This window comes from Seleniivibrio woodruffii (genome assembly GCF_029267515.1).
In the GTDB taxonomy this organism is placed as follows: Bacteria; Chrysiogenota; Deferribacteres; order Deferribacterales; family Geovibrionaceae; genus Seleniivibrio; species Seleniivibrio woodruffii_A.
On sequence record NZ_JAJUIS010000001.1, the window covers coordinates 410,723 to 432,735 of the forward strand.

Here is a 22,013-nt window from a genome sequence, read left to right on the forward strand (position 1 = left end):
AAATCAAGGCGTTTGAACAGATTTCAGCGTTTCTTCGTAAACGGAAAGATTATTTCCGCCGATTGATACCGCTTTTTCCGCGGCATACAGTGCGAGCTTTTTAAGTCCCGTTTCGTTGAGAACGTGGGCAAGATTGTTCCAGCCGTCGCCGTCGTCAGGATATTTTTCAGTAATTGAGCGGAATATATCCATTGATTCGGTTTTTTTGCCGGCGGCATAAAGTGCGTTCGCATATGCAAACATCACTGGTTTGCTGTCGAACTCATCATAGGCGTTTTTAAGTGTTTCTATCGCTCCGTCGGCGTCGGTGAGAGAATATGCGAACGCTGCATCAGCAAGTTTCACAGGATCAGCATCGTTCAGTATCTCGCCGGGACGAAGGAGTATGAATCCCCAGTAGCCTCCCCTTGCCCAGACCTTGTCGAAGGTTGCAGTTCTGAATTTTTCGTTGGGGGTCACCCCTGAATGGAGAAGAAGGTATCCGTCGCCTATGCCTGTGACAACTGCGTAGTGCCACACGGGATAGAAATCCAGTCCCATGTTCATGAACACAAGGACGGGCTTGTCTTCCCGCAGTGAAGAGTAAAGGTCAGCGGGAGAAGTTACCGGATACGGTATGCGTCCGCTCCTGCGTGCTCCGGTGAGCATATCCTCTTTGAAAGATCCTTTTTTGGATGGGGTGAAGACCTTTTTCGCAAGTTCGTCGGGGTCAGCCTTAATACCGCTCTGTTCAAGCATCATGGCGAGAGATGACGGACCGCAGTAATAGTCTTTCTGGGCGTAAAAAGGGACGGACAGCGCTATATCCTGCTGTTTTGATATCACGCTGTCCCATCTTGATGAAACCTTTGCCGCGCACCCTGTCATGATCAGAAACAGACAAAGGGGCAGTAAAAGCTGTTTTATCATCTTACCGCTTTGGTGAACTTGAACACCTTCGTAAAGCCGAGTATGTCGGTTATCAGAAGCACAATAAACACGAACAGAGCCGCGCCTACAACAAGTCCGAGACCGTCGCCGCCCGCGGGAGCGTTCTCCATGCTGTCTGCAAAGGCTATCGCTTCACTGTCGGAAAGGGACTGCGCCCTTTTGACTGCTTCGTCAGGTGAAATGCCCATGGATGTAAGTGTGTTCTGTACGTCCTCGCGGGCGAGAAAAGCGTTTATCTGTGTCTTCGCCTGCTCCGCTCTTGCGGAGTCGATGACCGTCTGTGTGCCTATCATTGCCGCCTGTGCATTGTGAACAGGACCTGCGAGGAACATAAGGCTGAATATCAGCAGAAGTCCGATGGTTCTGCTCTGTTTCCTTAACATATTCATAGGTCTCTCCTTCATATTGATGAATATATTATAGGAGTTATCGGAAACAATTGAAGTGAATATTCACGACAGTATTACTTTGGTAAGATCCAGTATCGCAGCGATTATCAGAACCAGAAGCCCCGCGATGACGGTTATGAATCCTCCCGCACCGGCAGGCGCATTATCGATATTCTGCGCCGCAGCAATGGCTTCGCTGTCTGAAAGAGCTTTTATTCTGCCAGACGCTTCTTCAGGATTAACACCCATGCCGATGAGGGCGTTTTTAACATCCTCTCTCGCCATGAACGTATTTACGGTTTGTCTCGCTGTCTGTGCGGCTGTGTCAATGTTTTCCGTATGATAGGTTATCATCGCTGCACGGGCGGAACCGGACATGAACATGATAAAAAAAACAAGAACAAGACTCGTGTACTGTCTGAAATATCCGGCAGATATCATAATTATTCTCCTTATATTGCGCACTTTCGTACCATATTAATACAACAGAGAATTATGTTTGTTTCATGTTTCAATTGCGTATAAATGCTGGGTTTTTTATCCGTCCGGTTATGCGGTATTATAAAGACTTGTTAATCAAGATAAAAAAAAGATCCTTCGTGCTATGGTTTTGTTTAAATGATTGTTTAGTTAAAACTTGTGAATATCGGAATTTGTGCGATTAGAAGGTCAGAAAAGATGATACGGAGGTAACTCATGATAATCACACCTGCAAACTCACCCGAATATTATAACACGGTCGGCAGAGCGGATACTTCCGGTGCACAAAGCAGAAACCAGTCCGCAGCTCAGATACAGACGGCTCCGGCACAGAACACTCAGGCAGCATCAGTCTCGCAGATTCCTGCGTATAAATCTTCTGTGAGCGCGGAAACTATGGCGAAATTTAATGCTTATGACAGCAACGGCGACGGCGTTATGAGCGTGTCGGAGTTTTCTTCATATACACCCGCCTCCGGCTGCTGCTGTATGCCTTCTGCCCCAGCAGGGTATATGCCTTACGGAAATTATTATAATGCTTATGCGTAAGTAGCTTTAGCCGAATGATAATATGGCACAAATGATTTATGGAGACGTTTAATACGCATCTGTTTCGTCTGCACATATTTGTGTGGAAAATGTGTTTTATTGAGGCGTCATATGCGGTTTTATGTGTGCCAATTGTGTGCGCCTCTCCTTTATTCAGTATTTTTCAATGGTTTACAGACGCATTTTGCACATATTCGGAACACAATATGTATTTTTAAGGAATTTATATTTTTCCTCCTTGCGGCGATATAAGGGACATCGAACATCTATCCACCAAGGAGGAAGTCATGAGCATCTCTACGAACTATTCCGTTTCATATTCCGAACTGACAGCGGGCACCATGAGCATAAAAGGTCAGGGGCAGACCGCACAGAAGCAGAACAACGAAGACACTTCGGTTAAGAAAACTGATATGGATACGGTTTCCATCTCAACATCGTCCTATAAGATAGGAAATAACAGTGTCAGCCAGTCTGAATTTGAAAAATACGATTCAAACGGAGACGGACAGATAAGTCAGGACGAACTGGCGGCATACGAAGCCGACCAGCAGGCGGAAACAGAAGAGACGGAGGAAACGGACGAGACGGCAGCGGCTTCGTCGTCCGCGATAGAGAAACTCAAAATATCAGGAACAAGTACGGAGGAGGCGCTTCTTCAGGGGCTTTCTTCCGTTGATATGTACGCATAAAAATATGACCGGCAGAGGATACCTCTGCCGGTCATAAACGGTTCACGGTCTGTCTGAAAATATCCTGAAAATATGGTAAATTGTGTTATTTATGTTATCATAAAAGCATAGACAATGATTATCCGCAGCGGGGTATACGATGGACAGATTACGGTCTCTGACCGGATTCATTCCTACAGCAGTTTTTATCTTCGCCATCGCCCTGTCAATAATGCTCTATGAATCAGCCGCCGACTCTCTGAATAAAAATATAAACAACACTTTCGATATCTATGTAAATGAGATGAGCAACGCCATATCCGTGCGTATGGGTACATATGAACAGGTGCTTCGCGGCGGAGAAGGGCTTTTCATGGCAAACGGTGACAGGGTTACCAGAAAGATGTGGATGGAGTATGCCCGGTCTCTTGAACTGGACAGGCTTTATCCCGGTATTCAGGCGATCGGTTTTGCCAGAGTTGTCGCCAGAGAAGGGCTGGAACAGCATATCAGAGAGGGCAGGACTTCCGGTCTGGCTGGTTATACTGTTCATCCGGTAAATGACAAGTCCGAGTATATTGTCGTAACGATGATGTATCCTGAAAATGTCCAGAACATGCGTGTGATGGGGTACGACCTTTCCAGTGAGTCTGTGCGGGAATCTATGCTTAAAAGGGCAGCAGAAACAGGCAAAACAGCCGTTTCCGGAAAAATGGTGCTCCGTCAGGAGACTGTCACGGAGAAGGCGCCTGCGGGGATACTTATGTCCATGCCCGTTTTCCGCAACGGAAAACTCTACGGCTACGTTTCGGCTCCGTTCCGCGTGAACGATCTCATGCGCGGCATTTTCGGCAGCTATGCAAAAGGTGTTTCACTTAAAATATACGATAACGCAGTTGCGGACGAAAACCTGATGTTCGAAACCAGGACGCCTGTCAAAGCAGGCCTTTCCAAAACCGTTCCTCTGAATATCTACGGCAGAACTTGGTATCTGCAGTTTCAGGCAGGAGAAGCGTTCTTTGAAAAGTTCGATATGAACAAACCTCTTCTTCTGCTTATCGGAGGCGTTGTTACGGGCGTTCTTTTGTCTCTTCTGATATATATACTGCTGAAAACCAGAAGCAAAGCGTTCGAAATGGCAGAGCAGATGGCGCAGAAGTTTTATGAGAGTGAGGAGCGGTACCGCAGAACTTTCGAACAGGCTGCCGTGGGAATTGTTATGACCACCCTTGATGGCAGGTTTATAAAGGTTAATTCGTGTTTCAGCAGGATATCTGGCTACAGCAAGGATGAACTGCGCAAAAAAACGATGCTGGACATAACCTATCCTGACGACTTATACACAGGCGACGGATGTGCGTCGGGACTTCTCAGCGGATCGATAGACACCTATGTCTCAGAAAGGCGCATTGTGCGTAAAGATTCGGGCATTATCTGGGTCGAGATAACCGCATCGGTTCTGACAGACAAAAGTAATACGCCTATGTTCATCATTATGATCGTTGAGGACATCACCCGCAGAAAACAGGCGGAGGAGGCGCTTCTGGCGCTTAACCTGCGTCAGTCGGCAATAATAGAGAACTCCCTCGTCGCCATTATTCAGGTTAAAGACAGAAAATTTGAATGGGTAAACAACGCCTTTCTTGATATGTTCGGCTATAAGGCGGATGAAATAATCGGGCAGTCCACAATAGTGATCCATCCTGATGAAAAGCATTATGCGGATTTCGGCAGGTTTGTTGATTCAGAAGCGCTTATGAAGATCAGTGGCTATGCGCAGGCGCGCGTGCAGTTCCGCAAAAGGGACGGATGCCTCGCATGGGTGGATATTGCAGGAAAACTGATCGAAGAGAAGGACGCGCAGCCATATTCAATATGGGTTATAACCGATGTCACCGAACAGAAACAGGCGGAAGACAGACTGCGGGAACTTAACGTTGATCTGGAAACGAAGGTTGTGGAGGAGACAAAACGCCGCATGGAGCAGGAGAGGCTTTTCATGCAGCAGGGCAGACTTGCCGCCATGGGTGAGATGATCGGCGCCATAGCCCATCAATGGAGACAGCCTCTCAACGTTATGTCACTCATGGTTCAGAACATTCAGGAAGAATACGAACTGGGTACGCTGAACAGCGAGATAATGGATGAATTCGTTGATATAGGCATGAAACAGATATTGTTCATGTCCAGCACCATAGACGATTTCCGCAACTTTTTCCGCACAGACAAGGAACGGGCTGAGTTTTCAGCTGCTGAACAGGTGGATGTTGTCATCGGACTGGTTAACCAGCAGCTCCTTGCCCACGGCATAAACGTTTCAGTTGAAAAAGAGTGCGATGCGAAGGTTTACGGTGTCGCCAATGAGTTTGCACAGGTGATGCTGAACCTGCTTACAAACAGCAAGGATGCTTTTCTCAGCGCGAATGTCGTGCACCCGCGGATAAATATAAGGTTAACCTGTTCAGACTGCACCCTGAGAGTTTATGTCGCCGACAATGCGGGAGGAATAGCGGACCATATAAAAGACAGAATATTCGATCCTTATTTCACCACAAAAGGACCGGAACAGGGAACTGGTATCGGTTTGTATATGAGTAAGCTGATAGTAAACGATCACTTTAAGGGTAAGCTGACCTTCAGAAATTTTGAAGGCGGTGTCGAATTTTTAATAGAGATGCCAGCTTTGAACTGCGGAGCGTGCAGATAGGGCGGGCAGGCACCCGCCCGACGATGTCTATCCGTTAAGCCCTTTCATGCCCTCTTCTGGGTATCTCGCCCCTTTTATCCTTTCCGGTGCTGCAATCCTTTCCATCTCTGCAAGATCATCCGCAGAGAGTTTTATATTGCAGGCATCCAGATTGTCTTTCAGATATTTAATACGTTTCGTGCCTGGAATGGGCACTATGCCCTGACCTTTTGCAAGCACCCAAGCCAGCGCGAGCTGTGCGTTTGTGCAGCCAAGCCGTTCAGACACGGCTGAAAGCTCGTCAACCATCTTCGCGTTTTCGGCGATATTTTCGTCGCTGAACCGCGGACTGAGTCTGCGAAAGTCCTTTTCATCAAGATTTTCTTTAGAAGATACCTCTCCGGTGAGAAACCCCCGTCCCAGCGGGCTGTAAGCCACGAGACCTATGCTAAGTTCACGGCATACGGGAAGTATCTCTGCCTCTATGTCCCTTGTCCACAGGGAGAATTCAGTCTGAAGAGCTGTTATTGTGTGCACTTTGGATGCACGGCGCAGCGTTTCCGCACCGCACTCGGAGAGCCCCAGATATCTGACCTTGCCCTCTTTTACCAGTTCCGCCATTGCCCCCACAGTCTCCTCAATGGCTACGTCCGGATCTTTTCTGTGCTGATAGTAAAGGTCTATGGTATCCACGCCGAGTCTTTTCAGACTGGCTTCACAGGCGGAGCGGACGTATTCCGGCGTTCCGCATATGGAGCGCTCGTATCTGCCCTGCTGACGCACTATGCCGAATTTGGTGGCAATGACGACGCTCTCCCGTCGCCCCTTCACAGCTTTGCCAATAAGTTCTTCGTTGTGCCCTGTCCCGTACATGTCCGCAGTGTCCAGCATTGTCACTCCGCTGTCCAGCGCCGCATGGATGACCTCAATGGACTGTGCGTCGTCCGCCTGTCCGTAAAACTCGCTCATCCCCATGCACCCAAGCCCCATCGCCGAAACGGAAAGCTGACCGAGATTTCTCTTTTCCATATTCTCCTCCATAAAAGTAAACTATACGGTGTAGTTTATGTTCCTTGCCGGAAAAGTCAACACAATTTATTGTAATTATACACTCCGGTGGTTATAATCACCGCGGAAGGAGAGCAAATTGGAAGAGAGTTTCACCCAGAAAAAGAGAAAAGCTGTCGTTTCTGCGGCGGCGGAGCTGTTTCTTGAACGGGGGTACGGCAGTGTCAGTATGGATGCCATAGCCGCCCTTGCCGGTGTATCAAAACGTACAGTTTATAATCATTTTCCCTCGAAGGAACTGCTTTTTTCGGAGATAGTGAAGGATATCTGGACTGACTTCGGCGTTCCCGCGCTTATTTACCGCGAAGGGGCGGATATAAGGCGTGACCTTGAGGACTATGCGGCAAAATGTCTTGTGATGCTCCGCAGCGAACGTTTCACAAAGCTGCTGAGGCTGGTTCTGGGAGAATCGGGACGCTTTCCGGAGCTTAAAACTGTTTATTCGGAGAACGGCATCCGCTCACTTCTTGATTCATTGGGGGCGTATCTGAAAGCCGCGGGAAAGCCCATCGAGGATATTCCTCTGGCGGCGCAACAGTATCTTGGGATGATAAAGGAGGCGCTCTTCTGGCCTGTTCTTCTGGGTATCCTGCCCATGCCGTCGCCTGAGCGCGACAGGTATGTCATTGAGGACTGTACGGAGAAGTTCGGGCGGCTCTATAATCTTTTCTGAGGGAACATCTTTTTATATATCAGAAGACTGGTGCCTATTCCGAGCACCATCCCCGCCAGAGTGTCGCTTAAAAAATGATTCAGCGTCGCCAGCCTTGTAACAGCCATCAGTATTATGAAAACAGCCGCAGGAAAGGTCAGTTTCCGCCAGTGGAGCGCCAGCATTGAACCCAGCGCCGCCGCAACTGTGGTGTGACCGGACGGGAATGATGTTTTGTAGTATTTCGTGTGGAAGTATTCGAATCCGTATGTGTCGAAATCGTAAAGCATCACAGGTCTGTTACGCCCGAAAAAGAATTTGGAAAGGTTGGATGCAAGCCCCGCAATGACCACCGTAAGAAATATTGAAAGTGCTATCTTTGCTATCAGCGGTTTGCGTTTTCTGAATATCAGCCAGACACCCAGCGAAACGGGAATATATACGTCGGATTTGCCAAGCTCAGTGATATCTGCACTGAAACGAAAAAAAACCTTGTTTTCGTGTGATTTGAAGAATCCGGCAACAGGTACGTCGAGAAAAATAATGGATACTGCACATGCTATACTCAGCAAAATGAGCAGACTTATAAGTTTTTTTGCGGGCATCAGTTCCTCTTAGGCTGTATTCTGGGGAGGGTGATGGTGAGGCAGGCGCCTCCGTTGATATTGTTTGCGGTTATGTCGCCGTTCATTTTTTTAATGATGAGCCGTACCATATACATACCGATGCCTGTGCCTTTTTCGCCCTTTGTGGTGAAGTAGGGGTCGAAGATATGTTCTATAACGTTCTGGGGTATACCGCCTCCGTTATCGGATATTTTGACTGATATTCTGTCGCTGTTTCCTGAAATATCTATGTTGACATGCCCTTTAAAGCTGCTGTTTCCGTTGGATTTCTGCTGAATAGCATCCTTTGAGTTGGACAGTATGTTCATGATGCAGTGGCGGAACTCGTTTGCAACACCGTAAACAGCCTCCCTTGCGGAAAGGTTGTTGGTTATGTCTATTTTTGTGCCGCGCACGCCGAAAAGGGGCGAAAGCAGCCGCACAGTGTTGTTCAGTGTGCCTATCAGGTCGAAGGGGCGCGGATTCTTGTCATGGCTGAAGAAGTTCCTGAAATCCTCTATGGTTTCCGCCATAAATTTAACCTGTTCTGTGCAGGTCTCTGTCATTCTGTTTATCTCGTTCAGTTCGGCATGTCCGCTGTCAATGCTCTCTTTTATGTTTTCCAGAACAAGGTTAAGGACGTTCAAAGGCTGTTTCCACTGGTGCCCGATAACGCCTATCATTTCGCCCATGGCAGCCATTCGGGACTGCTGTATGAGGAGCTGTTCCTGATCTTTCTGCTCTGAAAGAATTGATATCCGGTCGGTGATATCCGTAAAGGCGTAAACGCTGTAGGACGTTTTTTCGTCAACGGGATACACTGTGACGTTCATATATGCGTAGCGTGTTTCACCGTTTCTGTTTCTGAACATCACTTCCGCTATTGCGCCGGAAGAGGTGCGGACGTATTTTTCATAGTCGCTTTTATGGGAAGAGATATTGAAATAGTCTAGTTTTCTGCCGAGTATCTCCTGTTCGCCGTAGCCTGTTATATCGGCAAATTCTTTGTTTACGCGGATAATATTTCCATCCGCGTCGAGAATCACGAAGCCGATGTCTGCAATGTCAAACAGCGACGCCAGCAGCCTTTCTTTGTCTTTGACCTGTTTTTCCAGCTCGCGGATATCTGTGAGATCCTGCATGGTCACAAGGAGGCGTTTGCCCTCCCTCTCGTTTCCGAAGACTCTGCCGTATATGCCCACCGGTTTTTTCCGGCCGCTCATGCTGACAATCTCTGAAAAGACGGAGAAGTTTCCCGTATCCGTTTCCAGTGTCCTCTTGCACAGTTGCTTTATCCCTTCCGCGTGTGAGCCGTGGAAAAATTTATGTATGTCGTCAACTGATTCGGGTTTAAAATTCGGATCACCGAGGATGTTCTTCATTCCCTGGCTGACCTTTATGCTTCCGTCGGAGCAGAAATATTCAAAGCTGCCGGATCTGGCAACCTCCTGCGCAAGCTGGAGCTGGTCGCGGCTGCGGCTCAGTTCGAAGTTCAGCTTTTTAAGCTCAAGGTTCTTCTCGTCATATTTCCGGCTCAGTTCGTTGTTAATGTCCTGAAGCAGGCGTTCCTTGTTTTTCAGCCTTGTGATGTCCGTCATGGATACGATAATGTAGTTTTCACGTTCGGGCATTTTTCTGGCGCTGAATATGAAAGAACGTTCTTTGCCGCTGCGGTCGAAAACGTTTATGCGGTTGGTGATGTCCGATTCCAGACTGGTGCGTATGAAGTTATAGAAGCTGGTCTCTTTTGTCATGAGATAACTGTCGTGGGTGACAAAGCTCATAAGGTCGGCGGAACCGGAATTTATCCTGTCGACTATGTCGTATCCGAAAAGCTCAAGAAAGCTGTAGTTCCAGTTGATTATGCGGCTTTCGTCCATAACGAAGATGATGTTCGTCTGGAAATCCATGGTGTTTTGCAGCAGGACGTGCTGTTCGGCGAGCTTGGACGCGCTTATCTCCAGATTCGCCCTTGTCTCGAAAAGTGACGTCTGATCGTATATCATGCAGAGAACCTGTTTTTTGGGTTTGTCGTAAATGGTGATTACGGCATTCTGGAGCATAAAAGGGAACAGGCTGCCTGTCAGCTTTTTGCTGGGCACTTTGATGAGGTACTTTTCAGCCTCCGCGCTTATGAAAGCGGGTGAGTTGAGGGTAAAAACCTGCCGGAGCTTGCGTTTAAGCATGTTTGCATTGACATCGGGAAACTGTTCGGTGATTTTCTGCCCCTCTATCTCGCTCTTTTTGATGCCCGTCTGAAGTTCAAGCCAGTGGTTGAAATAGAGAACGGTCAGATTTTCATCCAGAACCATAGCGCCGTTCAGGATGTGATCAAGATAGTTTAGGGATGTCATATATTATCCGGAGTAGCTTTCAATAAAATAGTCGAGAGCCAGCTTGAACTTTTCAAATGAGTCCTCTTTCAGAAGGATATACATGTTTCCTTTAACTTCGGTGGTGTCCACATCAATTATGATCTTTATGACGATAACCTGAGTAAACTCCTGATTGCGGTTCATTTCGCTCAGTTTCGTATGGTCAAAAATGCGTATTTCCGGAGGCTGGAAATAGATTTCAGTGTTTGTAAGGTCGCCTATCCTGCCCAGAAGAGCGGATGAAACGATGTTGGTTATTTCCAGAGTGCAGCTTTTAACATCATCCGGATCGTCTGGGTTAAGGCTGTCGTCCATCTTAGCGTAGCACTCAGTGAGAGCTTTCGCGGAGCGGGTGCTCATCAGCATAACTGTTTCGCCCTCCAGATAGTTCAGAAACACCTGCGAAACGATGAAGTATCCTTTGTTTTTATCTATGGAGTTGTATGCAACGTTGGTGAACTCGTCAATACTGACAATCTCCATTTCCGGCACATACATAGTTGAGTGCATCCCGATGGAATCGGATATGAGGGAAGTCGCCATGCCGTATGCGATGTTGAAAAGCTCAATCATCGCTTCCGTTTGAATTTCTGAGAGATGATTCATTTTTACTGAAACCCCTTGTGCATCAGCACATAACGGCAGTCAGAGCCTGGGCGATCTTTTCGGCGTTAATGGGTTTGTTCACCATGTAATCCGCTCCCAAAGCGATGACGTTTTCCCGCGTTTTAAGCTGGATATCCGCAGAAACGACGATTATCTTGGATTCCCTGTCAAAAGTACGTATCTCTTCGAGGATATCCTCTCCGCGCACTTCCGGCATTGTCAGATCCAGAAAAGTAAGATCCGGTTTATGCTGTCTGAAAAGCGGAACAGCTTCTTTTCCGTCTCCTGTATCAACAATCTCCCAGCCTTCAAGCTGTTCGTTAAGAAGTTTTATGAGCGCTCTGCGGGCAAATCCTGAATCGTCTACCACAAGTATTTTCACGTTAAAGCTCCGATAATGAAGTTGCCCCAATATATCAAAAAAAGTTTCGTCTGTCATTTGAATAAAGGATGTTTTAACACCGAAATCGATATAAAAAAGGTCTTTTTACCATTTATGTTAAACAGTTGTAACCTTTTTCCATCCGGTAAAATAATTTTAATAACAAAAATTTTCTCAAGCATTTTACTACAATCTGTTGCCAGTGGAAAAAAGTTGTCTTAAAATATCTTATGTCGGTTTTTCACAGCGGCAGGTTCCGTTGCGTAAACCGGCTTTCAGGAGGCAAAAATGAGTAAGAAAGAGGAAAAGCATCTCACCACTGCGGCGGGGGTTCCCGTTGCGGACAACCAGAACGTCGCCACAGCAGGGAAAAGAGGTCCCATGCTCCTTCAGGACATATGGTTTCTTGAAAAACTGGCGCATTTCGACAGAGAGGTCATCCCGGAAAGAAGGATGCACGCGAAAGGCTCCGGTGCGTTCGGAACGTTCACCGTTACAAACGATGTAACTAAGTATACGAAAGCAAAGATATTCTCTGCCATCGGCAAAAAGACGGACATGTTCGTCCGCTTTTCAACCGTTGCAGGGGAACGCGGCGCGGCAGATGCGGAGAGGGACATCCGCGGATTTGCCATGAAGTTTTACACTGACGAGGGCAACTGGGATCTTGTGGGCAACAACACCCCTGTTTTCTTCCTGCGCGACCCGCTGAAATTTCCGGATCTTAATCACGCAGTCAAACGCGACCCCCGCACAAACCTGCGCAGCGCACAGAACAACTGGGACTTCTGGACTTCGCTGCCGGAGGCGCTCCATCAGGTTACGATAACTATGAGCGACAGAGGAATACCGAAATCCTACAGGAACATGCACGGTTTCGGCAGCCATACCTACAGCTTTATCAGTGCGGACAATGTGCGCACGTGGGTGAAGTTTCATTTCGTTTCACAGCAGGGCATCGCAAACCTCACCGACGAAGAGGCTGAAAAGGTCATAGGCAAATGTCGGGAAAGCCATCAGCGAGACCTTTACGACAGCATAGAAAAGGGTGATTTCCCCAGATGGAAAATGTACATTCAGCTTATGACAGAGGAGCAGGCCCGGAAAATGCCGTATAACCCGTTCGACCTTACAAAGGTATGGTATAAAAAAGACTTTCCTCTTATGGAGGTCGGATATTTCGAGCTGAACAAAAACCCGGAAAACTACTTTCAGGACGTTGAGCAGGCGGCTTTCAATCCTGCGAATATTGTTCCCGGCATCAGCTTTTCCCCCGACAGGATGCTTCAGGGCAGGCTGTTCTCATACGGCGACACCCAGCGTTACAGACTCGGCGTGAACCATCACCAGATACCCGTTAACAGACCCCGCTGCCCTTTCCACAGCTACCACAGGGACGGACAGATGCGAGTTGACGGAAATCATGGTTCAACTCTGGCGTATGAACCGAACAGCTACGGCGAGTGGAAAGATCAGTGGCAGATAAAGGAACCTCCGCTGGCGCTGGAGGGAGACGCTTATCAGTATGACTTCCGCGAGGATGACGACGATTACTACACACAGCCGGGACTCCTTTTCCGCCTTATGTCCCCGGCACAGCAGAAAGTTCTCTGTGAAAACACGGCGAGAGCCATGGGCGACGCTCCTGAGATGATAAAAGTCAGACATATCGGCAACTGTCTGAAAGCCGACCCTGCATACGGTAAAGGCGTTGCAGACGCCATGGGGATTTCACTTGATAAAGTGAAGTGATGTTCCTATGATATAATTTTCAGAGGGGGCGCACCCCGCCCCCTTTTATTTGTTCTGCGGAGTTTCGTTTGAAAAAAGGTCTGCTTATTTTCTCAGGTTCACTGTTCACGCTTCTTGGGCTGGTCGGTGTTTTCGTTCCGGTTCTGCCCACCACGCCTTTTCTGCTTCTCGCCTCAGTCTGCTATGCAAAAAGCTCCGAAAGACTTAATAACTGGCTTGTAAATCACAGAATATTCGGCGCATATATCGGTTCCTACATGAAATACCGCGCTGTCCGGAAGGATATGAAGATACGCGCGGTGCTGTTTCTCTGGGGTTCGCTCATCCTGTCGGCGCTGATTGTTCAGAAGATACATGTGGCGGGCGTTCTTTTCGCTGTCGGTATCGGGGTAACGGTATATATCGTTTCACTGAAAACCATGACCGATGAGATGGAAGCCGCCGCCGAAACAGAATAAAGGGAGTGCATTATGGACGGAAAAACACGCTGCGGCTGGTGTGCCGAAAAGGATTATTACGAGAAATACCACGACGAGGAATGGGGAGTACCTGTTCACGACGACAGAAGACATTTCGAGTTTCTCATCCTTGAAGGTGCACAGGCAGGATTAAGCTGGGACACCATCCTGAAAAAACGGGACGGCTACCGCAGGGCGTTCAGAAACTTTGACCCTTCCGCCGTCGCCTCCATGACAGACGAAGAGCTTGAGGCTCTTCTGCATAATCCCGAAATAATACGCAACCGCCTGAAAGTGTTCGGTGCGCGTAAGAACGCAGTTGCTTTTCTGAAAATACAGGAGGAGTTCGGCAGCTTTGACGCTTACGTCTGGCGTTTTGTCGGCGGGAAACCGATTCAGAACAGACGCAGAACCCTTTCAGAAGTTCCGGCATCCACACCAGAATCCGACGCTCTTTCCAAAGACCTGAAAAAACGCGGAATGACGTTCGTCGGCACGACGATTATCTATGCCCATATGCAGGCGACAGGACTTGTCAATGACCACGTTGTCGGCTGTTTCAGACACGATGAGCTTTCCTGACATCTGTTCCGCGGCTGATTCAATTATGTACATTTGACATCCAAAATGCCTCATGCTATTATAACTTACTGTTATATATGATATTTATCAAAATATTGTAATATATCGTTTGTATTCTTAATTACTTTTTTTATCGGGAATTTTGTCTTTTGTTTTAAACGGAATGATTTATATCGGGCGGCTTTGTCTGCGCGCCCGCACCGGAGAGGTTTATGAGCTTGAAATTTAAAATTATTGTCACGGCTCTGGCGGTATTCCTCGCCATCGTGACGACACTTGTGGTTCGTTCCTATTTCTACACGGAATCCATAGCGACCCGTATGATTGAGAATGAACAGATCGACAGGAGCCGACAGGTTGCATCGCTTATCGGTCTCTGGGCAGACGGAAAGAAGAACGCCATTGCCGCGGAGGCGAGAAGACTGGAGGCGAAGGGTGCAGGGTTTAATGACGATGCGGAGGCAAACACAGTGGACTATGCGCTGGTTGCCGATGCAAACGCCTTTGACCTTGTGTATTTTGCACAGGACTCCGACGGTAATTTCACAACATCCAAACCCGTACAGCTTCCGGAGGATTACGACCCACGCGGAAGACCATGGTACCAGCTTGGAAGAGACCGCAAAGGCGTACAGTTCACTGAACCGTATGTGGATGCCATCACCGGAGCGCTGGTGGTTTCCATTGTTTCACAGGTCAACGCCGGCGGCGGTTTCGCCGGAGTGCTCGGCTCTGACATCCCCCTTACGTCGATAATCGAAAAGGTTATGAATGAAGGTGCGGGCAGTGCGGGCAGACCGTTCGTTACCGACAACACCGGCAAGATACTGATTCACGACGACAAAGAATCCGTGCTTAAAAAGAACGTATCCGAACTTGACCCGTCCCTGTCCGGTGTCATGGACAGAATATCGGCTGAGGAGAGCGGCATAGTACCCTGTTCCGTTGACGGAAAGGATATGCTTCTTGCGTTTTCAAAGGTACCGGAACTGGGCTGGGTGTCTTATATGATGGTGGACGAGGATGCAGTCTTCGCACCTGTCAGAAAACAGGCGTACAGCCTTATCCTGATATCACTGATACCCGTTCTGATAGGCATAGCGCTTTTTTATGTGCTTGTGAACAGACAGCTCAGACCCATAGATAATCTCATCGACAGGCTAAGGCATATTGCCGAGGGCGAGGCTGACCTCACGAAAACTCTCGACCAGTCGAGAAAGGACGAACTTGGCGAGGTAGCCAGACTCTTTAACAAATTCATCGGACGGATGAAGAACATTGTTGAATCCGTCTCTCAGCTTTCCCACGGTATGGCGGGCAGCATCTCGGAACTCTCTGCGACGGTCGGCAAGATATCCTCAGGGATGCACAGCCAGACCGACGAGACCAACAGCCTTGCCACTGCTGTTGAGGAGATGAACCAGACCATAGGGCAGATAGCCGAAAGCGCAAACGAAACCTCCGTTCAGGCTAACGCCACAATAAACAGTGCGCAGGGCAGCAAGGCTTCCGTTATGGATACGGTTGCCAAGATGCAGCAGATTGCCGAGAACGTTAAGGAATCTTCAGAGGTTATCTCAAGACTTGGGGCGTCTTCCGCTCAGATTGGAGATATAATCAATGTTATCAATGATATTGCAGATCAAACAAACCTTCTGGCACTGAACGCCGCCATTGAGGCTGCGAGAGCGGGCGAGGCAGGACGCGGGTTCGCCGTTGTTGCCGATGAAGTGCGCAAACTTGCTGAGCGCACACAGTCCGCCACGAAAGAGATATCGGACATGATAACCATGCTCCAGAACGAATCCAAAAACGCCGTTGTGAAGGTTGAAAGCGGCGTGGGTCAGGTCGAAGCGGGCACTCAGTCCGCCGATTCCGCAGGGAAATCCATTGTGCTCATCATGGAACAGACCTCTGTCACGACGGATATGATAAACCAGATAGCTTCCGCGGCGGAGGAACAGGCTGCCACCACAACGGAGATAGCCAGAAACGTTGAGAAGATAAACCGTATAGCCGAGGAGAACAGCCGCGAGCTTGCGGAGGTTTCCGACTTTGCGGAACAGGTGCACAAAAACGCAGAAGAGCTTTTAAGCACCATAAATCAGTTTAAGATAAAATAATTTACAAAAAACAGAACCGCCGCGTCAGCTTGCTTTTCAGCAGGTCGGCACGGCGGTTTTGCGTTTCTATTTAACCGTAAATCTTACGAACCCTTCGGGGTTGATTACCCTGAAAGTGAAAGATTCAGTCATGAACAGGTTGACGTTCTCCGAATCGTGGCTGGTGTAGCCTATGGCGAAATCCTGTCCGACCGTAAGTTCCGCATCGCCTCCGCGGGCTGAAACCAGCATGGCTCCGTCTACGGAATTGGAGTAGATTATTGATCCGCCTATCTGAGTCTTAACAGTGTCGCCGAGTGTGCCTCCGGGAACTACATGTGCAAGGAACTTCCAGATATCCTGATTGACCACAAGGTTTGCTCCGCCTGTGACACCCTCTTTTCTCATCATAGCCACTGCTTCCGTAACCGCGTCTGTAACGCTGTCTTTGTCGAGGGTCATAGCTATCTTAGGAACGTTAAGCTGGTTCAGACCTGCTATTCCGCCCTCTTTAAATCCGTTGTAAACGGCTGTCTCTTCAAATGCCGCCGTTTGTTTTGCCGCTTCTGTCAGCGGGTCGAGATTTATGTCTTTCGCGCCTCTTTCAATGTTGTCAAGTTCCCAGAGACCGAGTGAGAACGGCGTTCTTATCTCGATAAGTGGCAGTATTGTGCTGATGCCGTATTTAACTGCTCCTTTCTGCGCTTTCGGCAGGAACAGCCTTCCGAGGCTTACCGCCGAGAAATCCAGTCCTTTGGGACCGTCAACGTCTACAAATTTTCTTGAAGACAGGTTAGCCATGAGTGTGTCTTTCGCCTGTCTGTTAATCTCTTTCCATGCTTCTTCGCTTATCGGAGCGAATTCCTTCCGTAAGAAATTCATAAGTTTCTCCTTATTTCTTCAGGCTTCCTATGCCCAGACCACCGTCTTTGGGGTCTGTCTCTGCAGAGCCTGACAAAAATTCTTCTTCAACCTCTGCATAACCCTGCTGATAAAAGCCCTCTTCATCCGGCGCCAGCTCTTTGAGAAGCCGCAGAAATTCACCTGCGTGAACCTTCTCCTCATCCGCGATATCCAGAAGCACCTGCTGAGCCAGTTTGTTGTCTGTGGATTCCGCAAGCTGTTCATAAAGCTGGATAGCTTCATATTCTGCGGCGACCATGAACCTTACCGCCCTGATAAGTTCTTTGTCTGTCAGCTTTCTGCCGTTTTGCAGCCCGCTGAACGAATTCCCGAAATCAGGCATGTCTACCTCCTGTAATGATTATCATAATCATATTATAGGTCATTCGTTCCGGAAAAAAAGGAAAAGATAGCAGAAATGATATATTATCAGATAATTTTTATTATGGCAGAGGAGAGCGCCAGAAGATCGGCACAGCCGCCCATGGTCAGATTCATTTTTTTATAGTATTCGTTGCGGGAGAAAAGCCAGTTCTCCGGGTTCTGTCCGTTTTCCAGCATGATTTTAAGCAGTTTGCCGTCGCTGCGCACTGTTTCGAGCCCCGCCTCACCGCACCTGTGTAGGCTGGTGGAATCCTCAGCCCGCTCCATTATGCAGGCGAGTGCGTAGTGGGGCTTATCCGGCATGGCTTTCAGAGCGGGGATACCCGCGTCAAACACCGATGGAAGCCCGTTCAGACATTCGCTTATGATGCCTCCCGTGCCGTAATCCCGCCTTGCCTGTGATCCGTTGGACTGCGGCAGGGAGGATGAGAAAAATTCTGCGGAGAGTTCTTTTATGCCGCTTCTGACGTCCGCGTACATGATATGTGAGAGCAGAGCAAGACCGCTGAGGAAGATATAGCCTTTGTGAGTGTTGCTCCCGCAGGCTTGAAGCATCCGCCGCTCAGCCGCAAGTCCCGCCGAGCGGAAATCTTTTATTCCGCCGCCTGCAAGACAGCAGTTGCCAAGCTCTTCAAAATAAGCGGGGAGCAGATTTACAGACGTCTCCATTATTCCGAAACTGAGGTCGGTGTGTGAACCGCTGTCGAAGCAGTCCACCAGACCGGGTTTCGGCGTGAGTGTCAGCTCAAGCATCGCCCCTTCAGTGAGCGCCTGTGCAAGCCCTCTGAAATCCTTTAAGAAGACGTTCCGTTTCCGCGATAATGTCGCAATAGTCATGTCTCTGCGTCCTTATGCAGTCGGCTGCGGGTTCACCGCACAGAAGACACCTGCGCGGAGCAAGCCCCATTGCGCTTCTGTCGGCAGGCGAACCTTTTTTGCCGTAAATATCTATATCCAGCAGCCTGTTCCATTCGAATGAGGACTCTATGGCGACCGCCTTTTCCTTTGCCTGTGCCGTTTTCAGGGAGCTGCGCATAAAGACTATATATCCCGCAGCATCGCCGTATGAGCCGATGGTGAGGGCGTTTGCATCCTGTGCCATGTGCTTTTCGGCATGGGTTATCAGTTCCCGCAGGACGGGAGAGTCCTTAACAGCTCCTGCGCAGTTGCCCGCTATGGTGACTATGCACCCTTTTTCAAGGTTATCCGCCATGTTCAGAAGAGTGTCCCACCTCTGCTGGCGGGCTTTGAGGATGCTATTCCTTAACTCTGCGTACTGCATCTATTATGCTCCCGTCCCTGTATTCGATAAGCGCGGCTATCTCGTCGGTGAACTGCACGGGTCTGGGGACTCCTGTGATGTCGGTGATCTCCTTTTTGATGTCGTGTATGTTTTTGACGGGCAGCTTAGCTTTCAGCAGTTCCTTTTTCAGTTCGGGGTGCTTGTCGTTAACGGCTATGCCCCGCTCGGTGACTATTATGTCTATGTTCTCGCCGGGCGTGGTGACGGTTATCACGTCATCCATGATTATGGGCAGTCTGCCGCGTATGGACGGTGCGACTATTATGGCGAGTTTGGCTCCTGCCGCCGTGTCTGTGTGCCCGCCTGTGTTGTGGAGCAGATATCCGTTGGACTCGGTGTTGACGTTCACGTTGAAGTTGACGTCTATCTCCGTTGCGCCGAGGATAACCACGTCCAGCATATTCACTATGGAGCCCATGTTGAATGGGTTTGCATAAAGGTCTGCGCTTATCTCCTGATGGTTGAAGTTTTCGCCGATGGATTTTACTGCGTTCAGGTCAAAGCACTGCACGTCCATGAGTGTGTGAAAGAGCCCCTCTCTTAGCATCTCCACGAAATATCCGGTTATGCCGCCGGAACCGAACGAGCCTTTGATATTTTTCTCAAGCATCTTGCGGCGGACGTTTTCTGCCACGGCGAGGGATGTTCCGCCGGCACCCGTCTGGAATGAAAATCCGTCTTTCAGAAGACCTGAAGCATCTATAACGTCGGCTGTGTTTTTCGCAATCATAAGCCCGATAGGGTCTTTGGTCACTTTTGTTGTTGTGGAGACTATCTTTGCGGGGTCGCCGAGGGATTCCACCGCGACGACGTAGTCCACACAGGTCTGGGAAATAGCTATGGGGCTTACGGGGTGCGGGACAAGGTTATCGGTGACGGCTATCACTTTGTCGGCATATCGCGCATCCACATGGGAATAGCCGAGGCTGCCGCAGGCAGATTTTCCGTAATATCCGTTCATATTGCCGTATTCGTCGCAGCAGGGCGCGGCTATGAACGCCACATCCACTTTCACTTCCCCTGTCATCATGGAGCGGGCGCGTCCGCCGTGGCTTCTGACGATTATGGGTATGTCCAGCTCGCCTTTGGTGGCAAGCTCGCCTATGAGTCCGTTGACTCCGCACTCAAGGCTTGTTATTACGCCTTTGCGGATATAGGGTATCAGTTCCGCGTGGACGGGATGTACGGAGCTTGATGCTATGGTGATGTTTCCGATGCCCAGTTCGTCCAGCTCTTTCACGATGGCGTTCAGCAGAAAGTCGCCGTTGCGCAGGTGGTGGTGGGTGGATATTGTCATTCCGTCTTTCAGACCGGAAGCTATGATGGCTTCCCGCAGAGAGCCGAGAAGTTTTCTGTCGCCGGGTCGGAACGCCTTTACAGGGCGCGCGTATTCCCGCCCGACGGGTATTATTGTGTTCGGTGTTTTATAAGGAATGCGTTTTTTGCCGTTATAAATTTCGGGGATGAAGCGCCCCAGACTATTTTGTACCATGGATAACCTCGTCGCTTATCTCTATGTCTATCATACCGAGGGACGCAGCCGTGCGCAGTACCCTTGCGGCGCGTTTAACGATGGGCGCGTCAATCATTTTACCCCGCAGAGAGATAACGCCTGTTCCCATCTCGCGGGCAAGTTTTATTGCCTCTATGATTTCAAGGGCATATTCTATCTCGTCTTTTCCTGGTGCGAATATTTTATGAACTATGTCTATCTGTCTGGGGTTGATGAGCGATTTGCCGGTAAAGCCCAGACCCTTTATGAGCCTGACCTCACGGGTGAAGCTCTCCTCGTCGGAAACGTCTGCAAAGATGGTGTCGATAGCCTGTATTCCCGCCGCTTTCGCCGCCCAGACTACGCGGTTGCGCGCCTGAAACAGCTCTTCGCCCGTTTTTGTTCGCTCAATCCCCATGCTGGTTGTATAGTCTTCCGCGCCGAACGCAAGGGCAATCACGCGGGATGAGCATCTTGCAGTTTTGATGCAGTTGATAACGCCCAGTGCGCTTTCGATGGACGGGATTATCTTGAATCTGCCTATTTCAAGACCGAGATTCTCTTCGCACTCTGTCAGAAAGGTGTCCAGCCGCTCCACAATCTCAGGCGTGTCCGCCTTCGGCAGGCGGACTCCGTCGGGCAGTGCCGGAAGCACGGTAAGCAGGTCGTCATAGCCCCACTCCGTGTCCAGTGCGTTCATACGGAAGAAGACCTCTTTGTTGCGGTTTTTGTACGATTGGATGAAAGATTTCACCAGCAGCCTCGCCGCGTCCTTCTCGTTCATGGGCACAGCGTCCTCAAGGTCTATGAAAACCGCGTCACAGTTGAATATCGGTATGTTCTGGAGCATTGAGGGCATGTTGCCCGGCACATAAAGCAGTGAGCGTCGTATGGATAATGTCTCTTCCATGTTATTCCTCTATGAAGATGGTGGGCGTTCCGGCGGATTTTGAGACGTGGCGCTCAATACCCATGGCGGAAAGCTCAGTTATCATTATCTCGCATGATGCGAAGACCTTTGCGTTGAAAAGGTGTCCGCCCAGAACCTCGCCTGAGGATTTCGACATCTGGATGTGCAGGTGACAGTCCGGTTCGCCGTTTTCATCGGGGAAGATGTTGCCGTTAAGCCCCAGAAGCTCCATGGGATACTCTATCTCGTGTACTGTCATTCGGGGTCTGGTGATAGGCAGTTTCGCACCTGTTTTGATACCGCGGAACTTCACGTCTGTTACGGAGCCGACGGCGGATACTATCACGCAGTATTGTACATCCAGTTCTTTGACAGCTTCCGTGAGCTTTTCAACTATGGATTCGCCGGGCAGAATTTTCACCATGAAACTGCGGTCGGTTTTCGCCTCTTTATACCACAAGCCTTCCATATTAAGCCCCCTGCGAGCGCAGAACAGCCGCCTGAACCCTTGCGTCAATGGCATAGTCCAGCGCGCCTCTGTCTTTGATGCGGATAGTTCCCTGTGTAACGCTCATTCTGTCCAGAACCTCTTCCACCTTTGCGCGGATAAGGTGTCCGTACTGTTTTGCCACCGTTGAGTCGATGATTATTTCAAGCCCGTCCGAAGGCTCTGTGAACACCATCAGGTCGCTGGACTGCATTGTCCCCGCCTGCGCCTTTTTCAGTATTACCAT

General features: G+C 49.2%; 24 protein-coding genes. 8 read left to right on the forward strand and 16 right to left on the reverse strand.

Annotation, left to right across the window (positions count from 1 at the left end):
- Positions 1–3: 3 nt before the first annotated feature.
- The 3 genes from Q7P67_RS01890 to Q7P67_RS01900 all read right to left on the reverse strand — a co-directional run bounded on the left by Q7P67_RS01890 (position 4) and on the right by Q7P67_RS01900 (position 1,760).
- Positions 4–909 carry a PA2778 family cysteine peptidase gene (locus tag Q7P67_RS01890; RefSeq protein ID WP_303850153.1) on the reverse strand — a complete coding sequence of 302 codons (906 nt, stop codon included), beginning with the start codon at positions 907–909 and terminating at the stop codon, positions 4–6.
- Positions 906–1,319, reverse strand: a complete 414-nt coding sequence (locus Q7P67_RS01895; protein ID WP_303850155.1) for a PA2779 family protein — start codon at positions 1,317–1,319, stop codon at positions 906–908. Before Q7P67_RS01895 ends, Q7P67_RS01890 begins: the two co-directional genes overlap by 4 nt.
- Positions 1,320–1,382: 63 nt before the next feature.
- The gene (locus Q7P67_RS01900; RefSeq protein ID WP_303850157.1) at positions 1,383–1,760 is read right to left on the reverse strand and encodes a PA2779 family protein; all 378 of its coding nucleotides are present in this window, start codon (positions 1,758–1,760) and stop codon (positions 1,383–1,385) included.
- Positions 1,761–2,015: 255 nt separating this feature from the next.
- Between Q7P67_RS01900 and Q7P67_RS01905 the strand changes: the two genes are divergently transcribed.
- The 3 genes from Q7P67_RS01905 (at position 2,016) to Q7P67_RS01915 (ending at position 5,726) form a co-directional block, all read left to right on the forward strand.
- On the forward strand, positions 2,016–2,348 hold the full coding sequence (locus Q7P67_RS01905; protein WP_303850159.1) for a hypothetical protein: 333 nt from the start codon (positions 2,016–2,018) through the stop codon (positions 2,346–2,348).
- Positions 2,349–2,635: 287 nt separating this feature from the next.
- Positions 2,636–3,040 carry an EF-hand domain-containing protein gene (locus Q7P67_RS01910; RefSeq protein WP_303850161.1) on the forward strand — a complete coding sequence of 135 codons (405 nt, stop codon included), beginning with the start codon at positions 2,636–2,638 and terminating at the stop codon, positions 3,038–3,040.
- A gap of 139 nt (positions 3,041–3,179) precedes the next feature.
- Positions 3,180–5,726: a PAS domain S-box protein gene (locus Q7P67_RS01915; RefSeq protein ID WP_303850163.1), complete on the forward strand. Its 2,547-nt coding sequence runs from the start codon at positions 3,180–3,182 to the stop codon at positions 5,724–5,726.
- A gap of 27 nt (positions 5,727–5,753) precedes the next feature.
- Here Q7P67_RS01915 and Q7P67_RS01920 read toward each other — a convergent pair whose 3' ends face one another.
- Positions 5,754–6,734, reverse strand: a complete 981-nt coding sequence (locus Q7P67_RS01920; RefSeq protein WP_303850165.1) for an aldo/keto reductase — start codon at positions 6,732–6,734, stop codon at positions 5,754–5,756.
- Between the two features lie 118 nt (positions 6,735–6,852).
- Here Q7P67_RS01920 and Q7P67_RS01925 point away from each other — a divergent pair, with 118 nt between their 5' ends.
- Positions 6,853–7,446 (forward strand): TetR/AcrR family transcriptional regulator, encoded by a 594-nt coding sequence (locus Q7P67_RS01925; protein ID WP_303850167.1) that lies wholly within the window; start codon positions 6,853–6,855, stop codon positions 7,444–7,446.
- On the opposite strand, the gene Q7P67_RS01930 is transcribed toward Q7P67_RS01925, so the two are convergent.
- The 4 genes from Q7P67_RS01930 to Q7P67_RS01945 are packed head-to-tail and all read right to left on the reverse strand — an operon-like array spanning position 7,431 to position 11,393.
- Entirely contained in the window at positions 7,431–8,030 is a 600-nt protein-coding gene (locus tag Q7P67_RS01930) for a phosphatase PAP2 family protein (RefSeq protein ID WP_303850169.1), read from the reverse strand. The genes Q7P67_RS01925 and Q7P67_RS01930 overlap by 16 nt on opposite strands.
- Positions 8,030–10,384: a PAS domain-containing sensor histidine kinase gene (locus Q7P67_RS01935; protein ID WP_303850171.1), complete on the reverse strand. Its 2,355-nt coding sequence runs from the start codon at positions 10,382–10,384 to the stop codon at positions 8,030–8,032. The genes Q7P67_RS01930 and Q7P67_RS01935 overlap by 1 nt, the downstream gene beginning before the upstream one ends.
- Positions 10,385–10,387: 3 nt before the next feature.
- Complete coding sequence (locus tag Q7P67_RS01940) at positions 10,388–11,011, reverse strand: hypothetical protein (RefSeq protein ID WP_303850173.1); 624 nt, start codon at positions 11,009–11,011, stop codon at positions 10,388–10,390.
- 22 nt (positions 11,012–11,033) lie between these two features.
- Positions 11,034–11,393 carry a response regulator gene (locus Q7P67_RS01945; protein WP_303850175.1) on the reverse strand — a complete coding sequence of 120 codons (360 nt, stop codon included), beginning with the start codon at positions 11,391–11,393 and terminating at the stop codon, positions 11,034–11,036.
- A 288-nt stretch (positions 11,394–11,681) separates the two neighbouring features.
- On the opposite strand from Q7P67_RS01945, the gene Q7P67_RS01950 reads away from it, so the two are divergent.
- From Q7P67_RS01950 to Q7P67_RS01965, 4 genes are all read left to right on the forward strand, one after another.
- Complete coding sequence (locus tag Q7P67_RS01950; protein ID WP_303850177.1) at positions 11,682–13,145, forward strand: catalase; 1,464 nt, start codon at positions 11,682–11,684, stop codon at positions 13,143–13,145.
- 68 nt (positions 13,146–13,213) lie between these two features.
- A complete protein-coding gene (locus tag Q7P67_RS01955) occupies positions 13,214–13,603 on the forward strand; it encodes a YbaN family protein (RefSeq protein ID WP_303850179.1) in 390 nt (129 codons plus the stop codon).
- 12 nt (positions 13,604–13,615) lie between these two features.
- Positions 13,616–14,185, forward strand: coding sequence for a DNA-3-methyladenine glycosylase I (locus Q7P67_RS01960; RefSeq protein ID WP_303850181.1), 570 nt, complete (start codon positions 13,616–13,618; stop codon positions 14,183–14,185).
- A gap of 212 nt (positions 14,186–14,397) precedes the next feature.
- On the forward strand, positions 14,398–16,308 hold the full coding sequence (locus Q7P67_RS01965; protein WP_303850183.1) for a methyl-accepting chemotaxis protein: 1,911 nt from the start codon (positions 14,398–14,400) through the stop codon (positions 16,306–16,308).
- A gap of 66 nt (positions 16,309–16,374) precedes the next feature.
- Here the strand turns inward: Q7P67_RS01965 and Q7P67_RS01970 are convergent, their stop codons facing one another.
- The 8 genes from Q7P67_RS01970 to citD all read right to left on the reverse strand — a co-directional run bounded on the left by Q7P67_RS01970 (position 16,375) and on the right by citD (position 22,013).
- Positions 16,375–17,169, reverse strand: coding sequence for a family 1 encapsulin nanocompartment shell protein (locus Q7P67_RS01970; protein ID WP_303850185.1), 795 nt, complete (start codon positions 17,167–17,169; stop codon positions 16,375–16,377).
- Between the two features lie 10 nt (positions 17,170–17,179).
- A complete protein-coding gene (locus Q7P67_RS01975) occupies positions 17,180–17,533 on the reverse strand; it encodes a ferritin family protein (RefSeq protein ID WP_303850187.1) in 354 nt (117 codons plus the stop codon).
- A gap of 86 nt (positions 17,534–17,619) precedes the next feature.
- A complete protein-coding gene (locus tag Q7P67_RS01980; RefSeq protein ID WP_303850189.1) occupies positions 17,620–18,411 on the reverse strand; it encodes a triphosphoribosyl-dephospho-CoA synthase in 792 nt (263 codons plus the stop codon).
- Complete coding sequence (locus Q7P67_RS01985; protein WP_303850190.1) at positions 18,335–18,856, reverse strand: citrate lyase holo-[acyl-carrier protein] synthase; 522 nt, start codon at positions 18,854–18,856, stop codon at positions 18,335–18,337. Before Q7P67_RS01985 ends, Q7P67_RS01980 begins: the two co-directional genes overlap by 77 nt.
- The gene (citF, locus tag Q7P67_RS01990) at positions 18,831–20,369 is read right to left on the reverse strand and encodes a citrate lyase subunit alpha (RefSeq protein ID WP_303850191.1); all 1,539 of its coding nucleotides are present in this window, start codon (positions 20,367–20,369) and stop codon (positions 18,831–18,833) included. Before citF ends, Q7P67_RS01985 begins: the two co-directional genes overlap by 26 nt.
- Positions 20,356–21,279, reverse strand: coding sequence for a CoA ester lyase (locus tag Q7P67_RS01995; protein ID WP_303850192.1), 924 nt, complete (start codon positions 21,277–21,279; stop codon positions 20,356–20,358). Before Q7P67_RS01995 ends, citF begins: the two co-directional genes overlap by 14 nt.
- Position 21,280: 1 nt before the next feature.
- Positions 21,281–21,748 carry a PPC domain-containing DNA-binding protein gene (locus Q7P67_RS02000; RefSeq protein ID WP_303850193.1) on the reverse strand — a complete coding sequence of 156 codons (468 nt, stop codon included), beginning with the start codon at positions 21,746–21,748 and terminating at the stop codon, positions 21,281–21,283.
- Between the two features lies 1 nt (position 21,749).
- Positions 21,750–22,013, reverse strand: a complete 264-nt coding sequence (citD, locus tag Q7P67_RS02005) for a citrate lyase acyl carrier protein (protein WP_303850194.1) — start codon at positions 22,011–22,013, stop codon at positions 21,750–21,752.

Coding starts and splice junctions, on each gene's coding strand:
- Q7P67_RS01890 (WP_303850153.1), bottom strand. CDS start 909: ATGATAAAACAGCTTTTACTGCCCCTTTGTCTGTTTCTGATCATGACA.
- Q7P67_RS01895 (WP_303850155.1), bottom strand. CDS start 1,319: ATGAATATGTTAAGGAAACAGAGCAGAACCATCGGACTTCTGCTGATA.
- Q7P67_RS01900 (WP_303850157.1), bottom strand. CDS start 1,760: ATGATATCTGCCGGATATTTCAGACAGTACACGAGTCTTGTTCTTGTT.
- Q7P67_RS01905 (WP_303850159.1), top strand. CDS start 2,016: ATGATAATCACACCTGCAAACTCACCCGAATATTATAACACGGTCGGC.
- Q7P67_RS01910 (WP_303850161.1), top strand. CDS start 2,636: ATGAGCATCTCTACGAACTATTCCGTTTCATATTCCGAACTGACAGCG.
- Q7P67_RS01915 (WP_303850163.1), top strand. CDS start 3,180: ATGGACAGATTACGGTCTCTGACCGGATTCATTCCTACAGCAGTTTTT.
- Q7P67_RS01920 (WP_303850165.1), bottom strand. CDS start 6,734: ATGGAAAAGAGAAATCTCGGTCAGCTTTCCGTTTCGGCGATGGGGCTT.
- Q7P67_RS01930 (WP_303850169.1), bottom strand. CDS start 8,030: ATGCCCGCAAAAAAACTTATAAGTCTGCTCATTTTGCTGAGTATAGCA.
- Q7P67_RS01935 (WP_303850171.1), bottom strand. CDS start 10,384: ATGACATCCCTAAACTATCTTGATCACATCCTGAACGGCGCTATGGTT.
- Q7P67_RS01940 (WP_303850173.1), bottom strand. CDS start 11,011: ATGAATCATCTCTCAGAAATTCAAACGGAAGCGATGATTGAGCTTTTC.
- Q7P67_RS01950 (WP_303850177.1), top strand. CDS start 11,682: ATGAGTAAGAAAGAGGAAAAGCATCTCACCACTGCGGCGGGGGTTCCC.
- Q7P67_RS01960 (WP_303850181.1), top strand. CDS start 13,616: ATGGACGGAAAAACACGCTGCGGCTGGTGTGCCGAAAAGGATTATTAC.
- Q7P67_RS01965 (WP_303850183.1), top strand. CDS start 14,398: ATGAGCTTGAAATTTAAAATTATTGTCACGGCTCTGGCGGTATTCCTC.
- Q7P67_RS01970 (WP_303850185.1), bottom strand. CDS start 17,169: ATGAATTTCTTACGGAAGGAATTCGCTCCGATAAGCGAAGAAGCATGG.
- Q7P67_RS01975 (WP_303850187.1), bottom strand. CDS start 17,533: ATGCCTGATTTCGGGAATTCGTTCAGCGGGCTGCAAAACGGCAGAAAG.
- Q7P67_RS01980 (WP_303850189.1), bottom strand. CDS start 18,411: ATGACTATTGCGACATTATCGCGGAAACGGAACGTCTTCTTAAAGGAT.
- Q7P67_RS01985 (WP_303850190.1), bottom strand. CDS start 18,856: ATGCAGTACGCAGAGTTAAGGAATAGCATCCTCAAAGCCCGCCAGCAG.
- citF (WP_303850191.1), bottom strand. CDS start 20,369: ATGGTACAAAATAGTCTGGGGCGCTTCATCCCCGAAATTTATAACGGC.
- Q7P67_RS01995 (WP_303850192.1), bottom strand. CDS start 21,279: ATGGAAGAGACATTATCCATACGACGCTCACTGCTTTATGTGCCGGGC.
- Q7P67_RS02000 (WP_303850193.1), bottom strand. CDS start 21,748: ATGGAAGGCTTGTGGTATAAAGAGGCGAAAACCGACCGCAGTTTCATG.
- citD (WP_303850194.1), bottom strand. CDS start 22,013: ATGGTAATACTGAAAAAGGCGCAGGCGGGGACAATGCAGTCCAGCGAC.